A 20,392-nucleotide genomic window follows, 5' to 3' on the forward strand; every position below is an offset into this window, starting at 1 on the left:
TGGGCGCACTGGGCGTTTTTGGCAAAGTCGGCTACGCCGTCACGGGCTGCTTCGCGACGAGGGTGAGCACGTCGTAGGTCGCGACGACCTCGTCGCGCTGGTTGCGGAGCACGGCATCCCAGCGCACCTCGCCGTAGTCGTCGGTCTCGCGCGGGGTGATCTGCTTCGCGGTCAGCTCCACCCGGATCGCGTCGCCCGGCGACACCGGGGTCACGAACCGCAGGTTCTCCAGCCCCGAGTTCGCGAGCACCGGACCGGGCTCCGGGTCGACGAACAGTCCCGCCGCCCACGAGACGAGCAGGTACCCGTGCGCCACCCGCCCCGGGAAGAACGGGTTCGCGGCGGCGGCCTCCTCGTCCATGTGCGCGTAGAAGGTGTCGCCGGTGAAGGCGGCGAACGTCTCGATATCGTCGAGGCTCACCGTGCGCGAGCCCGACGCGACCCGGTCGCCGAGGCGCAGCTCGGCGAGGCTCTTGCGGAACGGGTGCCGCCCGGCGTCGGTTGGCGCCCCCGGATGCCACACCCCGGTCAGCGCCGTGAGCATCGTGGGCGAGCCCTGGATCGCCGTGCGCTGCATGTGGTGCAGCACCGCCCGGATGCCGCCGAGCTCCTCGCCTCCGCCCGCGCGTCCGGGTCCGCCGTGCACGAGATGCGGCACGGGCGAGCCGTGGCCCGTCGACGTGCGGGCGTCGTCGCGGTCGAGCACGAGCAGCCGGCCGTTGTAGGGCGCGATGGCGGCCGCGAGCGCCACGGCGACCGCCGGGTCGTGCGTCGCGAGGCTCGTCACGAGTGAGCCGCCGCCGCGGGCGACCAGGCGGGCGGCGTCGGCGAGCCCGTCGTAGCCGAGCACGCTCGCCACCGGTCCGAACGCCTCGACGTCGTGCGCCGCGGACGCGTCGGGGTCGTCGAAGGTCAGCACGATCGGGGCGAGGAACGCCCCCTCCGCCCGCGCACCCACCGGATCGCCGACATCGCCGATCGCGATCCGGCCGCCGGCCGCCTGCAGCGCCGCCACCTGGCGGCGCACCTCGTCGCGCTGGGCGAGCGAGGCGAGCGGTCCCAGCGTGACGCCCTCGGTGCGCGGATCGCCGAGCACCACGCGCGCGTCGAGCCGGGCGCGCACGGCCTCGACCACGGCATCCACCCGGTCGATCGGCACGATCGCGCGCCGGATCGCCGTGCACTTCTGCCCCGCCTTGGCCGTCAGCTCGGTGACGAGCTGCGCGACGTAGGCGTCGAACTCGGGCGTGCCGGCGACGGCGTCGGGCCCCAGCACGGACGCGTTCAGCGAGTCGGTCTCCGACGTGAAGCGCACGCCGCCGGTCTGCACCGCGTCGTGGGACCGCAGGCGGTCCGCCGTGCTCGCCGACCCGGTGAACGCGACGAGGTCGCCGAGCCGCAGGTGCTCGAACAGCTCCGGCACGGCGCCGGAGACCAGCGAGAGCGTGCCCGCCGGCAGCAGGCCCGAGTCGACGAGGATCCGCACCCAGCCCTCCGTGAGGTACGCGGTCGGCGTCGCCGGCTTCACGAGCGTCGGCACCCCGGCCAGGAACGCCGGCGCGAACTTCTCCAGCGGCCCCCACACCGGGAAGTTGAACGCGTTGATCTGCACCGCGACACCGGGCAGGCGCGTGTAGACGTGCTGCCCGAGGAAGGACCCGTCGGCCGAGAGCGCCTCGGGCGGTCCGTCGACGTAGACCGTCGCGTTCGGCAGCTCGCGCCGCCCCTTCGACCCGTAGGTGAAGAGCACGCCGATGCCGCCGTCGACATCGATCGCCGCGTCGCGCCGGGTGGCCCCGGTGCGTGCCGACAGCTCGTACAGTTCCTCCTTGCGCTCGGTGAGGGCGAGCGCGAACTGCTTGAGCAGCAGTGCGCGCTGGTGGAAGGTCAGGGCGCCGAGCGATGCCTGACCGATGGTGCGGGCGTGCTCGAGGACGGCGGCGAGGTCCAGCCCACGGGTGCTGATCGAGGTGACGAGCTCGCCGGTGGAGGCGTCGCGCACCGGCGTGGCGTCGGCCTCGTCGGCGGGCATCCACCAGGCGTCCTCGACGTAGCTGGGCAGGATCGTGGTCATCGGGCGCCTTTCTCGGGATCGGGCCAGTCGAAGAACCCGGCACCGGACTTGCGGCCGAGCCGGCCCTCGGCGACCATGCGTCGCAGCAGCGCGGGCGGCTCGAACCGGTCGCCGAGCTCCGCGGCGAGATGCTCGGCGATGTCGAGCCGCACGTCGAGCCCGACGATGTCGGTCGTGCGCAGCGGGCCGGTCTGGTGGCGGTAGCCGAGCGTCATCGCGGCGTCGATGTCGTCGGCGCTCGCGACGCCGGCCTCGAGCATCCGGATCGCCTCCAGCGCGAGCGCGACGCCGAGGCGCGACGACGCGAAGCCGGGCGCGTCGGCGACCGTCACGGGGGCCTTGCCGAGCTCGCGCACCCAGGACTGCGCCGCGGCGACGATCGACGGCTCGGTCGCGGCGCCGCGCACCACCTCGACGAGCGACGACGCCGGCACCGGGTTGAAGAAGTGCAGGCCGAGGAAGCGCTGTGGACGGCGAAGGCCGGTGGCGAGGCCGTCGATCGACAGCGAGGAGGTGTTGGAGGCGAGCACGGCATCCGGGGCGAGCAGCGCCTCGACGCCGCCGAGGGCCTCCGCCTTGAGCTCGGGCAGCTCGGGCACCGCCTCGATGACGAGCTCGCGGTCGGCGAGCGCGCGCCGGTCGGCGACGACCTCGAGCGCGCCGAGCAGCTCGTCGCGCGGGCGCGAGGCTCCGTGGCGCTCGAGGCTGCGATCGACCGAGACCCGGATGCCGTCCCGCGCGCGGTCGAGCACCTCCGGCCGGTCGACCACCACGACCTGCGCCCCCGCGAGGAGGAACGCGTGGGCGATGCCGCCGCCCATCCGGCCGCCGCCGAGCACGCCGACGCGCGCGGGCACGCTCACGGCCGGCTCCGCCGCTGCAGGAACTCGGTCATGCGCCGCCGCTTCTCCGGCGACTCGAAGAGCACCGCCTGGGCCTCCTCGTCGACCCCGGGATGCTCCTCGCGCGGGGCGGCGAGCACCGACTTGGTCATCCGCGTCGCGAGCGGGTCGTTGCGCCCGATGCGGTCGGCGAGCTCGTGCGCCGTCGCGATGAGCTCCGCCGACGGGACGACCCGGCTGACCAGGCCGGCGGCGAGCGCCTCGGCCGCGTCCAGGATGCGGCCGGTGAGCAACAGCTCGGTCGCGAGCGATCGGCCCACGATCTCGGGCAGGCGCCACATCGCGCCGGCCGCGGCGATGATGCCCAGCCCGGTCTCGGGGTTGCCGATGCGCAGGCCCTCGCCGGCGATCCGGATGTCGGCGGCGTAGGCGAGCTCGGCTCCCCCGCCCAGCGTCCAGCCGTCGATCGCGGCGATCACCGGCATCGGCAGGCGCGCGATCCGGTCGAAGATCCGCGCGTTGATGCCGGCGAGCGCATCGGCGGCCCTCCGCTCACGCAGCTCGGCGATGTCGGCGCCGGAGGCGAATGCCGCGGTCGATCCGGCGAGGATCAGGATGCGCGGATCCGTCTCGAGCTCCGCGCAGACGGCGTGCAGCTCGTCGACCATCGCGCGGGAGATCGCGTTGCGCACGTCGGGGCGGTCGAGCACGACCTCGACGCGATCGGCGGCCGCGGTGATCCGGACCTCGCTCACGCCCGCTCCAGGATCAGGGACTGCCCCTGGCCGACGCCGACGCACATGGTGGCGAGACCGTACCGCGCGTCCTCGCGCTCCAGGCGGCCGAGGAGCGTCACGACGATCCGCGAGCCGCTGGAGCCGAGCGGATGGCCGAGGGCGATGGCGCCGCCGTCGGCGTTGACGAGCTCCTCGTCGAGGCCGAGCCGCCGGATCGAGGCGAGCGACTGCGTGGCGAACGCCTCGTTGAGCTCGATCGCGCCGAGGTCGCCCACCGTGAGCCCAGCGCGGGCGAGCGCCTTCTGCGTGGCGGGGACCGGCCCGAGGCCCATGATCTCGGGGGCGATCCCGGCCGCCGCCGAGCCGACGACCCGCGCCCTCGGCCGCAGCCCGTACCGCTCGACGGCCGCGCCGCTCGCGACGACGATCGCGGAGGCGCCGTCATTCAGCCCGCTCGAGTTGCCGGCCGTCACGACGCGGCCGCCCCGTACCACCGGGCGCAGCGCCGCGAGTCTCTCGAGGCTCGTATCGCGGCGCGGTCCCTCGTCGACCGCGACGACCCCGGTCGCGGTCTCGACGTCGACGATCTCGGCGGTGAAGCGCCCGGCCTCCATCGCGGCGACCGCGCGCCGGTGCGAGCGCAGGGCGAACGCGTCGGCCTCGTCGCGGCGGATGCCGTCGAGCCGCGCCACCTCCTCCGCGGTCTCGGTCATCGAATACGTCGCTTTGTCGCGGGCGAGCAGTCGCGGGTTGGCGAACCGCCATCCGATCGACGTGTCGAAGGACTCCCCCGGCCCGCCCCACGGCTTCGCCGGCTTGGCCTGCACCCACGGGGCGCGCGTCATCGACTCGACGCCGCCGGCGATCACGACGTCGGCGTCGCCCGCGCGGATCGCCTGCGCGGCCTGCACGATCGCCGTCATCCCCGAGGCGCACAGCCGGTTGACCGTGTACGCGGGCACCGCATCGGGCAGGCCGGCGAGCAGCACGCTCATCCGGGCGACGTTGCGGTTGTCCTCCCCCGCCTGGTTCGCGGCGCCGAGCACCACCTCGTCGATCGCGGCCGGATCGACGCCCGCCCGTCGCACGGCCTCGCCGACGACGAGCGCGGCCAGGTCGTCGGGCCGCACGCCCGCAAGCGCGCCGCCGTGGCGGCCGACGGGGGTCCGCACGCCGCCCACCAGGAATGCGTCGGCCACGCTGCCTCCGATTTACTGACCTGCCGTTCGGTTATGATTTCACACCGGATCGGGGGCGTCAACGTCCGTGCCCGGGCGACGGATTGCCGTCCGGCTCGAGCGGCGACCGCCGCATCCGGTCGATGGCAGGGCCTCGGTCGTGCCGATCATGCCTTGGTGCGTCGGCGGACGGCGGCTCGCCGGATCAGGCCGATGACGAGGGTCGCGACGAACAGGATCACGCCGATGATCGCCAGCCACAGAAGACCCTTGATGGCGAAGCCGACCACCGACAGGATCGCCCAGAGCACCAGCAGCACGATGACCAGGATCAGCATCCATTGACGGTAGGCGCAGGACGGAACGCGATCCGCATCGCACAGTCAACGCTCGGGCGCCCGGTGGGTGCGCTCCGCCCCGGAGGAGAGGCCTGCACCCGTCCGGTCGCGAAATGCTGGTCCGGCGGGCACCCGCGACACCGCGCGCCGGTAGACCTCCAGATAGTCGCGCACCATCCGGTCCACGGCGAAGCGGCGCTCGGCCGTGCCCCGGATCCGGATGCGATCGAGCCGGGCCGCGGGCTCGACGACGGCGTTCGCGGCGTCGAGGTCATCGACGACGTAGCCGGTGACGCCCTGGTCGATGATCTCGCGCATCGATCCCCGCCGGTAGGCGATGACGGGCGTGCCGCAGGCCATCGCCTCGACGACCGACAGGCCGAAGGGTTCGTCGAAATGGATCGGGTGCAGCAAGACGGCGGCCGAACCGAGAAGTCGCGACCGCTCCTCGGGGCCGATCGACCCGAGATACCGGACGTGCTCGCCGTCGAGGTGCGGGGCGACCTCCTCGTCGAAGTAGCGCTGGTCGTGGATGATGCCCGCGATGATCAGCGGCCGTCCGTTGCGCCGGGCGATCTCGATCGCATCCGCCGTGCCCTTGTCGGGATGGATCCGTCCGAGCGTCATCAGGGCGTCGCCCGCGTGCGCGCTCGCCGTCAACTCGGAGAGGTCGATGCCATGGTGGATGGTTGCGGCGTAGCTCAGCTCCGGGCTGCGATCGGAGTCCGAGATCGCGACGTAGTGGGCCGCGCTCGGCACCTGCTGGGCCGCTCGATAAGCCGGCAGAATCCGCGGTCCGGAGAATCCGTGGATGGTCGTGACGACGGGCGCGCGCCACGACCGGGAGAGGGCGAGCGGAAGCCAGTCGAGATGACTGTGGATCAGGTCGAAGTCGCCGGAGCGCGCGATCGCGTGGCCGACGTGCAGCGCCTCCTGCACCCGGCCGTCGAGCTCGTCGTCCTCGGCGTAGCCGTAGGGCACGACGGCATCCAGAGTGGCGCTCGTGACCGAGTCCGCGGTCGCGAACAGGGTCACCTCCTCGCCGGCGGCGACCAGGCCCTCCGCGAGCAGGCCGGCCACGCGCTCCCACGGCCCGTAGTGGCGCGGCGGGGTGCGCCAGGCGACGGGAGCCAGGATGCCGATCCTCATGCGGCGACCGGTGTCAGCGCAGCCAGCAGCTCGTCCAATCCGACCGAGCCGACGCGGATGTGCGCATCGCCCACGCCGTACGGCAGCCACAGCGTCCCGTCGTGCAGCAGCGCCCCGCAGGAGTAGACGACGTTGGGCACGTAGCCGTCGCGGAGCAGACCGTGGGGATACAGGAGCGGGTCGTCCAGCTGGGCGATGACGCGGCTCGGATCGTCCAGATCGAGCAGCACCATGCCGAGGCTGTAGGTGCGCATCGGTCCGACGCCGTGGATCAGCACCAGCCAACCTCGGTCCGTCTCGATCGGCGAGCCGCAATTGCCGCTCTGGACGACATCCCAGAGGCGGCTCGGGGCATGCACGATGCCGTCGTCCGTCCAGACCAGGCCGTCCTGCGAATGAGCCAGCGCGAGGTTCTCGCCATCGGTGCGGGTCAGTGCGAGCTGCCGGCCGCCGACGCTGCGCGGGAACAAAGCCATCCCCTTGTTGACCGCAGCGGCGCCGGACAGACGATGGATGCGGAAATGCCGTAGGTCGGCCGAGACGATCAAGCGGGGGGCGATCGTGCGCCCGTCGTAGGCCGTGTACGTCGCGCGGTACTCGCGGCTGCCGTCGTCGTTCTCGACCTGGACGAAGCGCGCATCTTCCATACCGTGGCTCTCCTCGGACGAGAAGGGCAGCAGCACTCGCTGCGTCAGGTCGCTGGAGTCGGCGAAGCGGGCGTGGTAGGCCGACCAGGCCATGGCCCGCACGACCTCGAGATCGCCGTGAAGGTCGCGGCGCTGGGCGAGGTCGACCGGGAGCTCGCGAATGGCGTCCTCGATCTGCCCGCTGCGAAAGGAGGCCGGCAGCCCGCGGACGATCGCGGCGGAGAGCTCATTGAGCCGCGTCTCCTGCTCGAGCGCCTCACGGAAGTGGTCACGCGTCCAGTCGCCCTCGCTGATGGTCGCGCTCGACAGCGGGAGGTCCCGATGCTCGAAGACCCAGCCGGCGGAGCCGATCACGGCCGAGGCGAACCCGATGGACGACACGTGGCCCTCGCCGATCGCCCGCAGCGCGACCGCGACGCGAAGCTCTCCGGGGGCCAGCCCGCTCTGGTCGGGGTGCGGCGTCGCGCTGGGGTTGCACAACGCGGCGCCTTCCACCGCGTACTCCATCGTGAAGACAGCGCCCAGCACGATGGTCTGCTCCGGGGTGAGCTGCGCGGGACGCGATCCGGAACCCGCGGACGCGACCGTCTCGGCATGGCGCGTCAGCAGGTCGATGAGCCCGTCGTGTCGTTCGCCGAAGTCGCGGACGATGGCCTCGGCGCTCTGCCGGAGAGTGATCGGAGGGAGGGCCAGGACGCGGTCGACGATCTCGCCGGCGCGAGAGCGAACCCGGGTCGGCCCCTCGCCCGGCAGGAAGAGCCTCGCGGTCACCCGCGCCGGGTCGGCGTGCAGCCCGGCGCCTGCGTCGGTCAGATCGAGCGCGCCCATCACAGGGTCCGGTGGTCGGTCAACGACCGCATGTGCTGAGACGTGCTGAGAGCGGCGAGCGTCGACTCGGCTCCGCGGTTCCGGTTGCGGCCGGCGGGTTGCAGCCCGTCGAATCCCGCCCCCACGGCGGGATCGATCATGGCGACCCCGGCATCGTTGTCGCCGAGGAACCAGGCCCACGCCATCCGCACCGTGTCCGCCCACCGTTCCCCATGTCCCAGGCGATGAGCGCATGCGGCCGCATCGGCGATGTCGCCGGCCTCGATCGGCTGCTGGTCGAACTGCGGGCCGTCGTCGCCGCGCCCCCGGCCGAGCGCGCCCGTGACGGAAAGGTGTCCTCGACGGGTCTGCACGAGCACCAGGAAGGAGAGCGCCGCGAGTCCGCGCTCGGTCAGGCGCCGGTCGCCGAGTGCCGCGCCCGCGACGAGCAGCGCGTGCGGGATCGTGCCGTTGCCGTAGCGCAGGCGGGGCTCCGGCCACGGCCAGGTCGCATCCTCGGACTCCGGGATCGCCGCGACGCCGTCGATCAGCAGCCGTCGTGCCGTCTCCGAGCGCGGATCGATCGCCAGCACCGACGCCGCACCGATCACGGCCGACGCCATGGCGCGCAGATGGGGGGATCGCTGTCGGGCGGCCCGCTCGAACGCCACCCGCGCGCGCTGTCGCACGGAAGGATCGACCGCGGAGGCGGCCGTGACGCCGAGGGCTCGGATCGCACGCCCCCACCAGTCGCCGAGGCCCTGCTCATCGGTCCAGGCGCCCATCCGGCTCAGCCGGTTGTGCGCCCGTCCGTTGAAGGCGATGGCGGCCTCACTGAATCGCAGGTAGGTCTCCAGGAGGTCGGCCGCCGTGGCGGAATCATCCTTCGAGCCGACCACCACCATCAACCCCCGGGCGACATCGTCGAGGCAGTAGCCGTGCTCCCGGCGAGGCGTCGAGTGATCGGCGTGCTCGAAGAGGCCCAGGTGGTCGCTCATGGACGCCAGATGCGTCAGGGGCAGCTCGGTGGTCTGTTCGACGAGACGACGTTCATCGAGTGCGATCATGCGGTGAGCACGGCGGCGTGTGCGATGAGGTCGTCGGCGAGAGTGCGATACCTCGGCGCGATGTCCGCCCAACTCGTCCCGGTGATCGCGGCGGCGACCGACCGATTCGGAGAATCGAGCCGGCCCAGCGCCGCCCGCACGCCGTCCGCGATGGCAGCCGGATCCTCATGGGGCACGACGGTGCCGACGCCGTCGCCGAGAAGCTCCACCGCATGGGGGAAGGCGGTGGCCACCACGGGCTTGCCCGCGGCGATCGCCTCGACCAGGACGCCGGATGTGACCTGCGTGCGGGAGTCGTAGGGAAGCAGCACCAGGTCTGCGGAGCCCACCCGCGCCGCGAGTTGTGCGGCATCCAGGTAGCGGTCCTCGAGGACGACCCGATCCTCCAGTCCCAGCTCGGCCACGAGGGCATGCAGGCTCTCGCGGTATGTCTCGCCCTCGTGCGCGACGACCTTCGGATGGGTCTGACCCGACACGATGTAGCGAACGTCGGGCTCACTGCCGGCCAGCGCGGCGATCGCGCGGATGCCGTGCTCGATGCCCTTGCCGGGTCCGATGAGGCCCCAGGTCAAGACGGAACGATGGTCGCCCGCTTCACGCGGTGCCGCCGCCCATGCGGGGACGCCGTGAGGGATCACGCTGACCTTGCGGAGGTCGATCGCGTAGTGCTCGCGGAGCCGGCTGAGCGCCGCCGCGGTCATCACGACCAGGGCGCTCGCCGACCCCGCGACCCGCTCGAGGACCGCGCGCTGGCCGGCCGTGGGCGCATCGAGCACCGTGTGCAGGACGACGATGCTCGGCACGGTCAGCAGCTCGAGCACCCGCACGGCATCCGATCCGTCCTCGCCGCCGAAGATGCCGTACTCGTGCTGGACGATGGCCACATCGCTCGCGCTCAGCGCCCGCGCCGCGGCACGGATCGCCGACTCATCGGCGGCTCCCACGGACGCGAGTTCCGCCACGATCCGCGAGCGGGTCCGGATCGCCGCGACCGCCGGCTGCGCGAGCTCATCCATCATGCGCACGATCCGTGCGTCCGGCTCGCCGTCGCGCGTGATCGCCATCGCGAGCGCCTCGGTGAAGGTCGCAAGGCCGCATCGCGTCGGGGGATAGGTGCTGAGGAAGCTGAATCCGGTCACGATGGACCTCTCACTCGTTCCGAGACGACGATGTCGTGATCGGAAGATGCGAGACGTCTACCGAACGGTATCTCTCGGGGAACAGCGCACCCTCGGGCCATCCGGTTCACCCCGCGGACCGGACCGCGCAGGCTATGACGTCCAGTGTACGCCGACCGTCTTGCGCACGGCCGGTGATTCCGCAAGCCTCTGCGATCGCGCGGGCAGCGGGGACAGAGTGGAGCGCATCCAACGAAAGGGAGATGCCACGATGTCCGGCTCTGAAGGACAACAGATGAACGACGAAGCCCTCCGCCGCGCGAAGCGACCGCTGACCCCGCTCGCCGGGCCCTACGGCCATCCGTTCCACTCGCTCCTGGTCACGGTGCCGATCGGCACCTGGATCGGGGCGCTCATCTTCGATATCGCCAGGGCGGCGGGTGCCGACCACGGGTACCGGGACGCCGCCGGCTGGTTGATCCTGATCGGCCTGATCGGCGCGGTGCTGGCCGCCGTCCTCGGCCTCATGGACCTCAGCCGGCTCCGCTCGGGCACCCGGGCGCAGCGCGTCGCACTGATCCACATGACCATCAACCTCGTCGTGGTGGTGCTGTTCATCGTGAACCTCATCGTGCGCGTGAACACCGACGGCATCGCCGGCCCGCTGACGCTCGACATCATCGCCGTGGTGCTGTTGGGCGTCTCGGGGTTCCTGGGCGGAGAGCTGGCGTACCGGTACGGCGTGCGGGTCGCCGACGAGGAGACGCAGCGCGCCGCCTACCAGGGCGCTCGACGCGGTTGAATGCCGGATGAGCTCCGAGGGCGTGCGGCGCACGGTGTCGGTCGTCATCCCGGTCCGCGACGACGCCGACTTCCTCGAGCGCTGCCTCGAGGCGCTCGACCGGCAGACCGTCGCGCCCGACGAGATCGTCGTGGTCGACAACCGGAGCAGCGACCGCACGCCGACCATCGCGCGGCGCCGGCGGGTGCGGCTTCTCGAGGAGCCGATGCTCGGGATCCCGCCCGCCGCGTCCGCCGGGTACGACGCGGCCTCCGGCGAGATCATCGCGCGGCTCGACGCCGACTCCGTGCCGCCGCCCGGCTGGACAGCTCGCATCCACGCCGCCTGGGACGCGGAGCCCGGCCTGGACGCGATCACCGGCCCGGGCCGGCTGGACTCCGTGCCGCGGCTGCTCCGGCCGATCGCGACGCTGCTGTACATGCGGTCGTACTTCGCGCTGTCGGTCGTGCTGCTCGGTCGCCCTGCGCTGTTCGGCTCGAACTTCGCAATGACGCGGGACGTCTGGGCGTCGGCCCGCTCGCGCGTGCATCGCACCGACCCGCGCGTCCACGACGATCTCGACCTGAGCTTCGCGCTGCCCCGCGGCTCGCGCGTGCGCTACGAGCCGGGGCTGGCCCTGCACATCTCGTCGCGGCCGCTGCGGACGCCGCTCGGGATGGCGCTGCGCATCGGGCGGGGGGTCCGCACGATCGCCGTGAACCGGGACGCCCTCGTCGGGCCACGCCGGCGCCGGTCCTGACGTCCGGCCCCGGCCGAGTCGTACGATCGAGGGGTGAACGCGATCCGGATGGAGGTCCTCGGCGCCTGCGCCGACCCGAGGTAGGTCCTGTCGACCCGCGTTCCCTTTTTCTTCTTCTCTCGACAGGACATCCCTTCATGCACGCCCTCTCCGAGGACGCCGTCCGCGCGTCCCTTCTCAACGCGAGCCTGCGCGAGCACACGGCGCTCGCGCTCCCGCCCGGATTCGCCGAGCTGCCCTGGCCCGACCTCGACTACCTCGGCTGGCGCGATCCGAAGCAGCCGCTCACCGGCTACGTCGTCGCGCTGGTCGACGACGAGCCGGCGGGCGTGCTGCTCCGGCAGGCGGAACGCGCACCACGCGCCCGGGCGCAGTGCTCGTGGTGCGACGACGTGCAGCTGCCCAACGACGTCGCCTTCTTCAGCGCCCGGCGCGCCGGGCACGCCGGGCGTCGCGGCGACACGGTCGGCACGCTCGCCTGCGCCGGCTTCGAGTGCTCGCGCAACGTGCGCCGGATGCCGGTGCTCGCCTACCCGGGGTTCGACCGGGAGGCCGAGCGCCTGCGCCGGATCGACGCGCTGCGGGAGCACGTCGGCGCGTTCCTGCGCCGGATCAGGGACGGGGACTAGGCCGCCGCGACCGGCTCGTCGGTGACGACGACGACCCCGCTCGGCGCATCCAGCAGGGCGACGGTCTTCTCCGCCGCCGTGTCGATCTGCACGCGGGGCGCGGCCGGGAGCTGCGCCTCGTTGTAGGTGCCGGGACCGTAGAACTGCCCGTAGCTGAGGAGCACGCCGCCCTCCGCGAGCACGCTCGACTCCAGCTCCCGGACGGCCAGCGCATCCGGGCCGTCCGGAAGCTGCCAGGCCACTGTCTGGGCGAGGATCTTCGGCGACCCGCTCGCGCGGGCCGCGTCGATGATGTTCCGGTTGCCGACCGTCCGGATCCGGGCGTTGCGTTCGGCGTGCTCGGGAATCCGCGTCACGTCGTCGGGGAGGTCGGTGAGCTCGTTCAGGACCACGTCCGGCCGGAAGGCGGCGACCGCCTCGATCAGCGCGTCGCGATCGAAGACGTCGACCACGACGGGTTCGGCGCCGAGGTCGGCGAGAAGCGCCGCGTTGCTCGAGGACCGCGTCATCCCGGCGACGGTGTGTCCGCCCTCGACGAGCAGCGGGATCAGCCGGCGGCCGATCACACCGGAGGCTCCGGCAAGGAAGATTCTGGACATTCGGGGGTACCTGCTCTCTTCTGGATGGATCACGGACCGGCTCACACGGTGCGCCGGAGTCGCAGCTGCGCCAGGAGGCTGACGAGCGTGAGGAGGATGGTGACGATCGTGTAGCCGACCACCGCGGGCACGGTCCCGAACGGGGTGGCGAGGACGCCCTCGACCACGATCGGCACGCCGAACGCGAGGTACGAGACGACATAGACGGCCGCGACCACGGCCGCACGCTGATGCGCGGGGGCGAGCGGCAGGATGAGCCGGATCGCACCGCTGAACGACGCGCCGAACGCGAGACCCGCGATCGCCTGACCCGCGAGCACGATCGCCAGGCTGTCCGCGGAGATGCCCGCGACGATGCCGAGGGAGCCGATCAGGGACGCGGCGATGCCGATCCCCGTCGCCCGTCCGGCGCTCATGCGCGTTAACAGCAGCGCGACGAGCGTCGCCACGGCTGGAGCCACGAATCCCGTGAAGCCGTTGACGAAGCCGCTGTCGAGCGCGAAGACGCTCCGGACCATGGCGGGCGCCAGCCCGCCGGAGAGGCCGGCCAGCATCCAGACTGCGGCGATCACGGGCGCGAGCGCCGCGAACTGGGCGCGCGCCGGGGCGGGAACGGTGACGCGAGGGACGAGGGACCGCGCCGTGCCGCCCTGCCCGCCGGCGGTCTCGGGCGAGGCGATCACGGCGACGCCGCCGACGACGGTGAGCACGATGAGGACGACGAAGACGATCTCGTTCGCGTCGGGACTGAACTGGAGCGCGAGGCCGGCGAGCAGCGAGCCGAGCGCGAGCCCTCCCGTCAGGCTGACGTTGCCGAGGACGGCGCCGAGGTTCTTCCGGCCCCGCGGCGCGAGCTCAACGAGCGCTGCGGTGAAGGCCGACGTCGCGGCCCCGCTCGCGACGCCCTGCACCACGCGGCCGGCGATGACCCAGCCGATGTCGGTGCCGACCAGGAACAGCACGTCGGATGCGAGCTGCACGACAAGCGCACCGGCGAGCACGGGTCGACGGCCGACGTGATCCGAGAGGGAGCCCAGCGTCAGCGCGGCGACGAGGAAGCCGACCGCGTAGACGGCGAAGGCGACGTTCAGCATCGCGGGCGGGAAGTCCCATCGCGTCTGATAGGCCACGAGCAGCGGCGTCAGGGCCCCCGCGCCGAGATAGAGGCTGGAGAAGGCGACCGCCGAACCGGCCGTGGCGACACCCGCGGGCAGGAACCGAGCGGAAGATGCGGAGGTCATCGGGACTCCTCGACGTGGACGACGACACCGAGGGATTTCGTGCCGACGACTGCCAAGCTAGTCAGATGTGGACTGGATTTACGGACCACTCACTCGCCGGGATTACAGACCACTTCCGGTGTCAGGATCGGGCTGTCCCCCACGACCTCGCAGAGCGACTCCAGCGCGGCGGGCCAGGCGCTGTCCGAGAGCGCCGAGAAGTTGACCACGAGCGCGTCGAGCGGCACCGACGCGGACTGGTCGGGATGGCGGAACTCGGCCATCCCGCTCACGACGAGGCCCCGGGCCTCCGCCGCCCGCACGGTCGCGGCCTCCCCGCCCGGCGGAAGCTCCAGCACCACCTGGAGGCCGGCGCTCATCCCGAGCACGCGGACGCGCGGCGCCGACCGTGCGAGCGCCTGGATCAGCTCCTCCCGGCGGCGCCGGTACTTCTGCCGCCGCGCCCGCACGTGGCGGTCGAATGCTCCCGACCGGATGAACTCGGCCAGGGTGAGCTGATCGGTGACGCTCACGGTCTCGACCCGGCCCTTGCCCTCGCCGACCATGGCGATCAAGCGTTCGGGCACGACCATCCAGGCCAGGCGCAGTGCCGGACCCAGCGATTTGCTGGCCGTGCCCAGGTAGACGACGTGATCGGGATCCCGGCCCTGCATCGCGCCGATCGGCTTGCGGTCGTAGCGGAACTCGCCGTCGTAGTCGTCCTCGAGGATCAGCCCGCCCGTCCTGCGCGCCCACTCGAGCGCGGCGATCCGCCGCTCCGCGGAGAGCGCGACGCCCAGCGGGAACTGGTGCGCCGGGGTCAGGAGCACGCCGCCGATGTCGGGGCGGGCGTCCAGTTCCCCGATCCGCGCGCCCTCGTCATCCACCGTGAGCGGCGGCGTGGTCAGTCCCTCGTCGTTGAGGGTGAGGCGGTAGATGTCGAGGCCGTAGCCCTCGACGGCGATGGCTCCGGTTCCGGAGCGGGCCAGCCCTCGCGCCAGGAGCGTCAGTCCGTGATGGAACCCGGAGGTGATCACGACCGTCTCGGGCCGGGCGATCACGCCGCGAGCGCGCCCGAGGTACTCGGCCAACGTCGTGCGCAGTTCCCTGCTCCCGAGGGGGTCACCGTAGCCGAAGGCGCTGTAGGGGGCTGCGGGCAGTGCCCGACGGGCGGCGGCCAGCCACGGACCGTGCGGGAAGTCCGCGAAGTCGGCGGCACCGGGGCTGAGGGTTCGCGAGGGCGCCGGTGCCGCCGGGGGCGCCGGATCCGGTTCGGCCGACCACGGGACCCGATCGGCGACGTGCGTCGCCGATCCGTGCCGGGCCGTCAGCCAGCCCTCCTCGACGAGGTCGGCGTAGCAGTCCGTCACCGTCGCGCGCGCGATGCCGAGGTCCGCGGCGAGCGCCCGCGAGGCCGGCAGCCGCGTCCCGGGCGCGAGCCGGCCGGTGCGGATCGCCTCGCGGAGCGCGTCGGTCAGCGACGCCCGGATTCGCGAGCCCCGGAGCTCCAGGTGCAGATCGATCCCGGCGCGCGCGAGCATCTCGACCGGCGCGCTGCTCGCGGCCTCCGGCATGCGTGCAGCGTAGCCGTCGATGTCCCGTCGCGTTCGCCGCGGGTCACGGCCGCCCCCAGAGCGTGACGACGTCCGCATCCAGGGACCACGCACGCTCGGGATGCAGCCCCGCCAGACGCAGGGCCTCGACCTGCGCGGCGCCGTGCCGGCTGCGGGTGACCAGCCAGACCCGGTCGGAACGACCGATGAGCCCCGGGGTGAGCGGTCGGGTGAGGTCCCAGAGGCCATCGGTGCGCTCGTACGGCGTGACGAGTCCGAGGTCGGTGACCCCGCGGAACGCGTCGGGGTAGGCGTGCAGGGCGAGGCGCGGACGACGGGAGTGCCGCACGCCGTCGTCGAACGCGATCCCGTCGCCGGGGTGCGATCGGGCCGCGATCAGCGCGGCGACCTCGTTCCAGTCCGTGCCGGCGTTGCGCGCGGTCGGTGCGCGCTGCGACACGACCGTCGGCGCGGCCAGGGCCGCCACGAGCGCGATCGCGACCGCCGAGGCCGGTGCCCGTCCGACCGCCGGGAGCCGGCGCACGGCCTCCTCGACCCCGACGGCGAGCAGGAGCGCGACCCACGGAGCGGTGAAGCCGACGTAGCGCGCGGCGTAGAACCCGCCGAGCGCCGCGCCGAGGGTCAGGATCACGACCGACGGCACGAGCGCGCCCACCAGTGCCACGATCCCCGCCCGGGCGAGCGGCGCCCGCCTGAGGACTGCGACGACGGCGAGCAGCAGGGACCCGCCCGCCGCGATCGCGAGCGCGGCGTCGCCGAACCACGGCGTCACGAGCACTGTGCGCGGCGTCGGGGCGCGGTCGGCGAGGAAGCCGACCTGGGAGCGCTGACGCCATCCCGCGATCACGACGGGCGCGCTCAGGACGAGGGCGATCCCCACGGCCGCGGCGAACCGGCGCAGCGCGGCGCGGCGCTCGGGGGCCCGGGTGAGCAGCACGACGAGCACGAGATGAGCCGCGACGACGAGCGCCGTGTCGAGGAAGAGCGTGACGAGCACGCCGAGCCCGACTCCGTAGCCGAGCCAGCGCCATCCGGGCCGCGCGACGGCGCCGCGCGCCAGGAGCAGGCTCAGGGCGACCACGCCCGCCATCTCGAGCGCCGCGGACCGCGCGTCGCTGCCCGCGTACGCGACGCGGGGCAGCACCGCGAACACGAGGCCGGCGACGAGCGCCGGACGGAGTCCGCCGCCGAGCGAGCGCACCAGGGGCACCATGCCCGCGGCCGCGAGCGCGACGGCGAGCGCCGAGAGGGCGCGCACCGCGACGGCGTCGGAGCCCGTGACGACGACCCAGACGTGCAGGATCGCGTAGTACAGCCCGTGCACGGCGTCGATCGAGCCGAGCTCGTCCGCGAGCGACCCCCAGGAGCGCCGCGCCGACATGATGCTGACCACCTCGTCGCCCCACAGCGACGGGATGCCGGCGCCGGCGAGCGCGACGGCGGCGCCGACCACGCCGACACCGCAGGCCGCGGCGATCGCGGGCCGCCGGGATGCCGGGGGCGCGTCGACCGGCACCGCGACGAGGGTCGTCACGCGGCCGCCTCGGCGGCGAACTCCCGCATGCCGTCCTCGAAGGCGACGACCGCGCTCCAGCCGAGCTCCCGTCGCGCCCGATCGGACGACGCGGTGATGTGTCGCACGTCGCCCAGGCGGTACTGCCCGGTCACCACGGGCGCGGGCCCCCCGACGGCCGCCGCCAGCGACGATGCCAGCTCGCCCACCGTTCGCACGACACCGCTGCCGATGTTGAACGCGCGCAGCCCCGGATCGGCGATCGCGGATGCCCAGTCGAGGGCGGCCAGGTTCGCGGCCGCCACGTCGCGCACGTGCACGAAGTCGCGGCGCTGACCGCCGTCCTCGAAGACCCGCGGCGCCCGGCCGTGCGCCAGCTCTGACCGGAACAGCGCGGCGACACCGGCATAGGGGGTGTCGCGTGGCATCCGGGGGCCGTAGACATTGTGATAGCGCAGGGCCGCTACGCGTCCGTCGACCGCCCGCGCCCACGCGCTCGCGAGCTGCTCCTGCGACAGCTTGCTGACGGCGTACACGTTGCGGGGATCCGGCACGGCCGACTCGTCGACGACCTGCGGCACGAGAGCGTGCCCGTCGTCGCCGATCGGGTCGAAGCGCCCCGCCTCCAGATCCGCGACGGATCGCGGGGGCACCGCGACCGGGCCGCGGGCGTCGCGGTACGCGCCCTCGCCGTAGACGACCATCGACGACGACAGCACCAGCCGGCGCACCTCCGCGCGCGCCATCGCCGCCAGCAGCAGCGCCATTCCCGTGACGTTGACGCTCGTGTACTCGGGCGCGTCGTCGAAGTCGACCCCGAGCCCGACCTTCGCCGCGAGGTGCACGACCGCGTCCATCCCGCGCAGCGCGGAGTCGGCGGCGCCCGGACGGGTCAGGTCGTCGTGCATCAGCTCCACGCCGGCCGGCACCCGGCCGATCGCGCGATCGAGCACGCGCACCGTGTGCCCGCTCCGGATCGCCCGCTCGACGACGTGCGATCCGATGAACCCGAGGCCGCCGGTCACCAGGATGCGGCTCATCGGGCGAGCACCGCATCGATCGCGGCGGCCGGCAGCAGGCGGCGACCCGCGTAGTCGTCGGGGATCGCCGCCACGATCGCCGCGATCGCGGCGCGGATGCGCGGAGCCGCCTGGGCCATCCGGCGCAGCACGAGCTCCGCGTCGGCGCCGTCGCCCGTCGCCGCGCCGTCGCGTTCGGCATCGATGTCGGCATCGATGTCGGTCACGAACGAGAGCGCGACGAGGCCGACGCCGAGCTCGGCCGCGAGCACGGCCTCCGGGTACTGGGTCATGTTGACGATCTGCGCGCCGGCCGCACGGAACCAGCGGGACTCGGCGCGTGTGGAGAACCTCGGACCCTGCACGACGACGCTCGTGACGCCGTCGACCGGGCTCTCCCCCGCGGCGCGCAGGGCCGCCGCGGCGAGGCGCCGGAGCTCCGGATCGAACGGATCGGCCGCCGGCAGGTGCTGCACGTCGTCGTCGAAGTAGGTGTCGGCACGCCCCCAGGTGCGGTCGATGAGCTGCGACGGGAGCACCAGGTCGCCGGGGCGCAGCGCCGGATCCACGGCGCCGACCGCCGACGACGACACGATGGCCCGCACACCCAGGCGGGCGAGCGCCCAGATGTTGGCGCGGGCGTTGATGCGATGCGGCGCGAGCCGGTGCCCCTCCCCGTGCCGGGGCAGGAACGCGACCCGCCGGCCGGCCAGCTCGCCGATCGTGACGGCATCCGACGGCGACCCGTACGGCGTCTGCAGGTCGATCCGCTCCGGATCGTCGAACAGCCGGTACAGTCCGGAACCGCCGATCACGGCGATGGCGACGGACGCGGTGGCGCTCATCGGGAGGTCCTCTCGGGCAGGGGCGCGCGGGCGCCGAACGGGAGTCGAAGGCGGGAGACGACCGCCGGGATCTCGGCCCGGTGCCGGACGGCGAGCGCGACCAGCAGCACGATCACGGCCGCTCCGAAGGCGGCGCGACTGGTCGCGAGGCCCGGATGCAGCTGCCGCACCGTCATCGCGACGGTCACGACGAGCCATTCCGGCCTGCCCGCCATCGCCGCGAACGGCACGAGCAGAAGCGCGTACCAGGGGTAGGCGGGGGTGACGATCAGCAGCGTCGCGCCGACGACCGCCGCCTGCACGCCCCACGGGCGCTCCGGATCGGCACGCCAGACCGCGAACGCCGCCACCACCGCGACCAGGACCGCCGCGCCGACGGTCGACCACGATCCGGGCAGCACGAGCGAGAGCAGGGCCGAGCGCGATCCCGACTCGTACCCCTCCTCGGAGAAGTACCCCGGCAGGTATCCGATCACCTTCGGACCGCTCGCCAGCAGGTAGGGCGCGTAGACGGCGGCGACGGCGCCCGCCGCGGCCAGCACCACCGCCACCGGACGCCGGCGCAGCAGGGGTGGAGCGACCAGACCGGGGATGAACTTCGTCGCGACGCCGAGTCCGAGCAGCACGCCGCCCACGACGGCACGGCGACGGCGGAGCACCGGCACCGCGAGCACCCCGGTGGCGGCGACCGCGAACAGCACGCCCAGCACGTCGACGTGCGAGTCGGTCACCGCCTGGTCGAGCACGAACGGGCACCACAGCCACAGGGCGCTCCACCGCGGATCGCGCCCGCCGCGGCGCAGGAGGAGGGCGAGCAGCGCGCCGACCGCGCCGACCAGCAGGAGCCCGCCGACCTGGAGCGGCGCGTACGCGGCGGTCGTCGGCACCAGCGCGCGCACCGCCGCGAAGTACGCCTCGCTCACCGGGGGATAGATCGTCGGCACCCGGGGCCGGTTCAGCGCGGTGCACAGCAGGGCGCCGCCGGGCTCCTCGCGGGTGCTCATGATCCGCTGGCCGGCGCAGCGCCCGTCCACGGGCGCCGGGTACAACCACCCCGGCCGCAGCCCGGCCAGCGCCGACGAGGCGGGCACGTGCTCGTAGGGCGAGACGCCGGCATCCTGCACGATGCCGTCCCAGGCGTAGCGCGCCGAGTCGGTGCTCAGGTGCGGGGGCCCCGCGAGCGCGGCACCGCCCAGCACCGCCGCGCCGACGACCACGAGCACGAGCGCGGCGCGCCCGCGCACCCGGAACAGCAGCGTGACGGCCACCGCGAACCCCGCGAGCGCGATGGCGCCGACCGCCGTCAGCGGCCAGGCGCCGGAGCGGTCGAACAGCTGGAAGGCGTGCCCGACGACGACCGCCGCGACGGCCACCGCGAGCGCCGCCGCGGCGCCCACGATCGGCAGCACCACGCGCATCCCTCGATGCTCGCCTGCGGGTCGCGGCCATCCGGCCCGAACGCGGCATCCGTTCGCGGACCGTAAGAACTGCCGCG

At 73.4% G+C, this 20,392-nt stretch carries 19 protein-coding genes; 3 read left to right on the forward strand and 16 right to left on the reverse strand.

What is annotated here, in order from left to right; translation table 11 throughout:
* Positions 1-31: 31 nt before the first annotated feature.
* The 9 genes from paaZ to ABD285_RS01570 form a co-directional block, all read right to left on the reverse strand.
* Positions 32-2,074 (reverse strand): phenylacetic acid degradation bifunctional protein PaaZ, encoded by a 2,043-nt coding sequence (paaZ, locus tag ABD285_RS01530; RefSeq protein ID WP_284253504.1) that lies wholly within the window; start codon positions 2,072-2,074, stop codon positions 32-34.
* Positions 2,071-2,937, reverse strand: a complete 867-nt coding sequence (locus ABD285_RS01535) for a 3-hydroxyacyl-CoA dehydrogenase family protein (RefSeq protein WP_284253505.1) — start codon at positions 2,935-2,937, stop codon at positions 2,071-2,073. The genes paaZ and ABD285_RS01535 overlap by 4 nt, the downstream gene beginning before the upstream one ends.
* Positions 2,934-3,671 (reverse strand): enoyl-CoA hydratase/isomerase family protein, encoded by a 738-nt coding sequence (locus ABD285_RS01540; protein WP_344199686.1) that lies wholly within the window; start codon positions 3,669-3,671, stop codon positions 2,934-2,936. The genes ABD285_RS01535 and ABD285_RS01540 overlap by 4 nt, the downstream gene beginning before the upstream one ends.
* Positions 3,668-4,852 carry a thiolase family protein gene (locus ABD285_RS01545; RefSeq protein ID WP_344199689.1) on the reverse strand — a complete coding sequence of 395 codons (1,185 nt, stop codon included), beginning with the start codon at positions 4,850-4,852 and terminating at the stop codon, positions 3,668-3,670. The genes ABD285_RS01540 and ABD285_RS01545 overlap by 4 nt, the downstream gene beginning before the upstream one ends.
* 146 nt (positions 4,853-4,998) lie before the next feature.
* Complete coding sequence (locus ABD285_RS01550) at positions 4,999-5,169, reverse strand: hypothetical protein (protein ID WP_284253506.1); 171 nt, start codon at positions 5,167-5,169, stop codon at positions 4,999-5,001.
* Between the two features lie 45 nt (positions 5,170-5,214).
* On the reverse strand, positions 5,215-6,318 hold the full coding sequence (locus ABD285_RS01555) for a glycosyltransferase family 4 protein (protein WP_284253507.1): 1,104 nt from the start codon (positions 6,316-6,318) through the stop codon (positions 5,215-5,217).
* Positions 6,315-7,793: a glycoside hydrolase family 130 protein gene (locus tag ABD285_RS01560; RefSeq protein ID WP_344199693.1), complete on the reverse strand. Its 1,479-nt coding sequence runs from the start codon at positions 7,791-7,793 to the stop codon at positions 6,315-6,317. Before ABD285_RS01560 ends, ABD285_RS01555 begins: the two co-directional genes overlap by 4 nt.
* Entirely contained in the window at positions 7,793-8,839 is a 1,047-nt protein-coding gene (locus tag ABD285_RS01565) for a glycosyltransferase (RefSeq protein WP_344199696.1), read from the reverse strand. Before ABD285_RS01565 ends, ABD285_RS01560 begins: the two co-directional genes overlap by 1 nt.
* Positions 8,836-9,978: a glycosyltransferase gene (locus ABD285_RS01570; RefSeq protein ID WP_284253512.1), complete on the reverse strand. Its 1,143-nt coding sequence runs from the start codon at positions 9,976-9,978 to the stop codon at positions 8,836-8,838. Before ABD285_RS01570 ends, ABD285_RS01565 begins: the two co-directional genes overlap by 4 nt.
* 274 nt (positions 9,979-10,252) lie before the next feature.
* On the opposite strand from ABD285_RS01570, the gene ABD285_RS01575 reads away from it, so the two are divergent.
* From ABD285_RS01575 to ABD285_RS01585, 3 genes are all read left to right on the forward strand, one after another.
* Complete coding sequence (locus tag ABD285_RS01575; RefSeq protein ID WP_284253513.1) at positions 10,253-10,759, forward strand: DUF2231 domain-containing protein; 507 nt, start codon at positions 10,253-10,255, stop codon at positions 10,757-10,759.
* A 7-nt stretch (positions 10,760-10,766) separates the two neighbouring features.
* A complete protein-coding gene (locus tag ABD285_RS01580; RefSeq protein WP_344199703.1) occupies positions 10,767-11,498 on the forward strand; it encodes a glycosyltransferase family 2 protein in 732 nt (243 codons plus the stop codon).
* 137 nt (positions 11,499-11,635) lie between these two features.
* A complete protein-coding gene (locus tag ABD285_RS01585; protein ID WP_284253515.1) occupies positions 11,636-12,127 on the forward strand; it encodes an FBP domain-containing protein in 492 nt (163 codons plus the stop codon).
* On the opposite strand, the gene ABD285_RS01590 is transcribed toward ABD285_RS01585, so the two are convergent.
* The 7 genes from ABD285_RS01590 to ABD285_RS01620 all read right to left on the reverse strand — a co-directional run bounded on the left by ABD285_RS01590 (position 12,124) and on the right by ABD285_RS01620 (position 20,315).
* Entirely contained in the window at positions 12,124-12,726 is a 603-nt protein-coding gene (locus ABD285_RS01590; RefSeq protein WP_284253516.1) for an NAD-dependent epimerase/dehydratase family protein, read from the reverse strand. The genes ABD285_RS01585 and ABD285_RS01590 overlap by 4 nt on opposite strands.
* Before the next feature lie 41 nt (positions 12,727-12,767).
* Positions 12,768-13,967, reverse strand: a complete 1,200-nt coding sequence (locus ABD285_RS01595; protein ID WP_284253517.1) for an MFS transporter — start codon at positions 13,965-13,967, stop codon at positions 12,768-12,770.
* An 89-nt stretch (positions 13,968-14,056) separates the two neighbouring features.
* Complete coding sequence (gene pdxR, locus ABD285_RS01600) at positions 14,057-15,520, reverse strand: MocR-like pyridoxine biosynthesis transcription factor PdxR (RefSeq protein WP_284253518.1); 1,464 nt, start codon at positions 15,518-15,520, stop codon at positions 14,057-14,059.
* A 43-nt stretch (positions 15,521-15,563) separates the two neighbouring features.
* Complete coding sequence (locus ABD285_RS01605) at positions 15,564-17,054, reverse strand: hypothetical protein (RefSeq protein WP_284253520.1); 1,491 nt, start codon at positions 17,052-17,054, stop codon at positions 15,564-15,566.
* Positions 17,051-18,073: an NAD-dependent epimerase/dehydratase family protein gene (locus ABD285_RS01610; protein ID WP_344199710.1), complete on the reverse strand. Its 1,023-nt coding sequence runs from the start codon at positions 18,071-18,073 to the stop codon at positions 17,051-17,053. The genes ABD285_RS01605 and ABD285_RS01610 overlap by 4 nt, the downstream gene beginning before the upstream one ends.
* Positions 18,070-18,897, reverse strand: a complete 828-nt coding sequence (locus ABD285_RS01615) for an MTAP family purine nucleoside phosphorylase (protein WP_344199713.1) — start codon at positions 18,895-18,897, stop codon at positions 18,070-18,072. Before ABD285_RS01615 ends, ABD285_RS01610 begins: the two co-directional genes overlap by 4 nt.
* Positions 18,894-20,315 carry a glycosyltransferase 87 family protein gene (locus ABD285_RS01620; protein ID WP_284253523.1) on the reverse strand — a complete coding sequence of 474 codons (1,422 nt, stop codon included), beginning with the start codon at positions 20,313-20,315 and terminating at the stop codon, positions 18,894-18,896. The genes ABD285_RS01615 and ABD285_RS01620 overlap by 4 nt, the downstream gene beginning before the upstream one ends.
* Positions 20,316-20,392: the final 77 nt, after the last annotated feature.

It is taken from the genome of Pseudolysinimonas kribbensis, assembly GCF_039531715.1.
GTDB classification, from domain to species: domain Bacteria; phylum Actinomycetota; class Actinomycetes; order Actinomycetales; family Microbacteriaceae; genus Pseudolysinimonas; species Pseudolysinimonas kribbensis.